The 3830-nt window shown below is 71.0% G+C and carries 3 protein-coding genes; 2 read left to right on the forward strand and 1 reads right to left on the reverse strand.

Going from position 1 to position 3830, the window contains the following annotated elements:
* Window positions 1-151: 151 nt before the first annotated feature.
* Window positions 152-1861, forward strand: a complete 1710-nt coding sequence (locus CWC38_RS11205) for a long-chain-fatty-acid--CoA ligase (protein ID WP_121846802.1) — start codon at window positions 152-154, stop codon at window positions 1859-1861.
* A 113-nt stretch (window positions 1862-1974) separates the two neighbouring features.
* On the forward strand, window positions 1975-2856 hold the full coding sequence (locus tag CWC38_RS11210; RefSeq protein ID WP_121846803.1) for a LysR substrate-binding domain-containing protein: 882 nt from the start codon (window positions 1975-1977) through the stop codon (window positions 2854-2856).
* Window positions 2857-3324: 468 nt separating this feature from the next.
* Here the strand turns inward: CWC38_RS11210 and CWC38_RS11215 are convergent, their stop codons facing one another.
* Window positions 3325-3753 (reverse strand): MarR family winged helix-turn-helix transcriptional regulator, encoded by a 429-nt coding sequence (locus tag CWC38_RS11215; RefSeq protein WP_240625241.1) that lies wholly within the window; start codon window positions 3751-3753, stop codon window positions 3325-3327.
* Between the last annotated feature and the right edge of the window lie 77 nt (window positions 3754-3830).

The raw sequence follows: 3830 nt of genomic DNA on the forward strand, positions 1-3830 counted from the left end.
GAGGGGGACATGGCGGGGGCCTCGATTCGGCGGGGAGTCCGGTGGCGGGTCCCCAGAAGTCTAACGAGACGTCCCCCGCGGCAGTGGCAGGAACGGGGGACACCGGCAGCTGCTGACCGGCCCGCGCGCGGGGACGGGTAACCTCGCTCTCATGGCTGACGTGAATTCCCGTGACTTCCTGGCAACCCGCCCCTGGATCGCGAGCTACGACCCCGGGGTCCCGCGGGACCTGGACCTGCCGGAGACCTCCCTGGTCCACATGCTGGAGAAGTCCGTGGCGCGCCACGGCTCCAAGACGGCAGTGGAGTTCTTCGGGGCGGGCATGACCTACGCCCAGCTGGGTGACCGCGTGCAGCGCGTGGCCGAGGGGCTGCGGGGGCTGGGTGTGCAGGCCGGGGACCGCGTGGCGATCGTGCTGCCCAACTGCCCGCAGCACATCGTGGCGTTCTACGCGGTGCTGCGCCTCGGAGCCATCGTGGTGGAGCACAACCCGCTGTACACCACTCCCGAGCTGCGCCACCAGTTCGAGGACCACGGCGCCCGCGTGGTGATCGCGTGGGACAAGGTGGCCGCGCGCATCACGGACATGCCCCGGGACCTCGCGGTGGAGAACGTGATCTCCGTGGACATCACGGAGGCCATGCCCACGGCCATGCGCCTCGGTCTCAGGCTGCCGCTCAAGAAGCTCGCCGAGCAGCGCCGTGAACTCACTGCGCCCGCTCCCGGGACCATCGCCTGGAAGACGCTGCTGGACTCCGCGCCGGTGCGCGCGGACCCCCCGCGTCCCACCGCCACGGACATCGCCCTGCTGCAGTACACCTCCGGCACCACGGGCCAGCCCAAGGGCGCCATGCTGAGCCACCGCAACCTGGAGTCCAACGCGCTGATGGGCCAGCACTGGCTGGAGAGCACCTCCGACGAGGTCGTGTACGGGGTGCTGCCCCTCTTCCACGCGTTCGGGCTCACCCTGGGGCTCACCTTCGCCATGTCCCTGGGCGCCAAGCTGGTGCTGTTCCCCACCGTGCGGGCGGACCTCATCCTGCGCGCCATGAAGAAGAGCATGCCCACGGTCCTGCCCGCCGTGCCGCCCGTGTACCAGAAGGTGCTCGACGCCGCCGTGGACAGTGGCAAGGACATCTCCGGCATCCGCGTGGCCGTCTCCGGCGCCATGAGCCTTCCCGTGCCCCTGGTGGCCACGTGGGAGGAGGCCACCGGCGGCATGCTGATCGAGGGCTACGGCCTCACCGAGTGCTCCCCGCTCGTCGCGTGCAACCCGCTCAACGAGCACCGCCGTGCGGGCTCGATCGGCGTCCCGTTCCCGAGCACCGACGTGCGCATGGTGGATCCCGAGACCGGTGAGGACGTCCCGGTGGACGGCGAGGGCGAGCTGCTCGTCAAGGGTCCCCAGACCACCACGGGCTACTGGAAGCGCCCGGAGGAGACCGCCAAGCTGTTCACGGAGGACGGCTGGCTGCGCTCCGGGGACATCGTCACCGTGGACGAGGACGGGTTCCTGCGCGTGGTGGACCGCATCAAGGAGGTCATCATCACCGGCGGTTTCAACGTGGCTCCCACCGAGGTGGAGACCGCGCTGAAGCTGCACGACGCCGTGTCGGACGCCGCCGTGGTGGGCATCCCCAACGAGGACGGCAACGAGACCGTGGTGGCCGCCGTGGTCCTGGAGCCCGGTGTGGCGCTGGACGAGGCTGCGCTTCGCCAGCACTGCTACGACAAGGTCACCCGCTACAAGGTGCCGCGCCGGATCATCGTCATGGAGGACCTCCCGCGCACCATGCTGGGCAAGACCCTGCGCCGGGCGGTCAAGGAGGAGATCCTGGAGAAGAACCTCCTGGACTCCTGAGGACAGGGCCGGGCCCGGCATCACCCCCCTGGGGGACACCCGTCGGCACCCGCACGGGCACCGGTCCCAGGCCGCCGGGCGGCGGCGGGTGCCGCCACGAGAGGAGTGAGGCCGTGGAGCTGCGCCAGCTGAACTGTTTCATCGCGGTGGCCGAGGAGCGGCACTTCGGGCGTGCCGCCGCGCGACTGCACATGGCCCAGCCCCAGCTCTCCGAGCAGATCCGCCGGTTGGAGGAACAGCTCGACGCCCGGCTGCTCGAGCGGACCACGCGCCGCGTGGACCTCACACCGGCGGGCCAGGAGCTGCTGGAGCGCGGGCGGCGGATCGTGCAGGAGACCGCGGCGCTCGCGGCGGAGGTCTCCCGGCTGGGCCGCGCGACAGCGGGTGTTCTGCGTGCGGGGTCCTGCGGCGCGGCCACGTACGGGACCATGCCTCGGGTCGCCCGGGGTCTGGCGGCGCGGCTCCCCGGGGTCACGGTGCGGCTCCGTGGCGAGATGTCCGGCCCGGCTGCGGAGACCGCTGTGCGTGAGGGGGCCCTCGACCTCGCGCTCCTGCACGCGCCCGTGGTCTCCCCGGGGCTGGAGTCCCGGACCCTGTGCCGTGAGGCGCTGGTGGTGGCCGTGCCGGCGGGTGCGCCACTGGCCACCGGCCGGCCGCTCGAAGTGGCCGAGCTCGCGGGACACGAGTTCGTGGCCCACCCGCCGGACTCCGTGCTCCACCGGACGGTGGGCGAACTGTTCCGGGACGCCGGGGTGCCCTGGCGGATCACGCAGATGGCGCACGAGACCGCGGAGCTGCTGGCCCACGTGGCCGCGGGCGTGGGCGCCGCCGTGGTGCCCGCCTCCGTGGCAGCTCTGAGGCTTCCGGGCGTGGTGTACGAGGAGCTGACGGCCCCGGCCACGGTGGATCTTGCCGTCGTGTGGCGCCGGGAGGAGCGCTCGCCCGTGGTGCGCAGCGCGCTGGTGGTGGTCGAGGAAATCCTGCGGTCCGAATGACCCACAGGCCGGGAGGACAATACGTGTGGCTCACTCCGGGGACAAGGAGGTGGCGGGAAAACGCAGGTTTCTGACGAAAAAAGTCGTGAACCGGATCACAGGCGTGACTATTTCCGCACGTCAGCTGATATTTCCAGAATCGTCTGACGGGTTACTTGCGTCTCGATGGAGTTGCCACATAAAGTGTTGGTGTCGGCCGAAGTGGCCCGGGCGCATCCCCCCAAACAGCGCCTGGATGATCCCCCGGTCGGCCGGCGTCCCGATCTCCCCCAGATTCGGGATGTCCGACGGGTCCTGCCGATCCCCCAAGTGGCAGGACCCGTCCCCTGTTAAAGGCCTTTCCTCCTTGCGTCAGAGGAACAGAGGGTGAGATCCGCCGGGCGGGCACGGGCCGTCCGGCACCCCGGTACGGGACCTGCGGCCCAGCTCGGCACGGCGCCCCGGGGCGGGGTGCTCCCTGCCGGGTTCTCAGACGAGGTCCATGCGCTCCAGCCGTGGCATCACCTTGCGGGTGATGCTGAGCAGCGCGGTCCTCTCCTCCTCGCTGAGCTGGTCCATGAACGCCTCCCGCACCATCGCCAGGTGCGCCGGGGCCGCGCGGCCGATCGCCTCGCGCCCGTGCTCGGTGATGCCCACCACCAGTCCGCGCGCGTCCGTGGGGCTGGGGGAGCGGCGGATCATGCCGCGCCGCTCCATGCGGGAGAGCATGTGGGACAGCCGGGAGCGCTCCCACCGCAGGCCCCGCAGCAGCTCCCGGGACGGCAGCTCGCCCGTGGTGGACTCGGACAGCGGCACCAGGATCTCGTACTCCGAGCCGGAGAGCTCGCTGTCCCGTTGCAGCTGCCGGTCGACGGCCCGCTCCATCCCGCGGGTCAGGCGCAGGAAGCTGCGCCACACGTCCTCCTCGGCGGGGGAGGGCGTGTTTCTTATACACCTCTGACGCTGCCGACGAATTAGACGGTGTAGATCTCGGT

It is taken from the genome of Kocuria tytonicola (genome assembly GCF_003687455.1).
Taxonomy (GTDB): Bacteria; Actinomycetota; Actinomycetes; order Actinomycetales; family Micrococcaceae; genus Kocuria; species Kocuria tytonicola.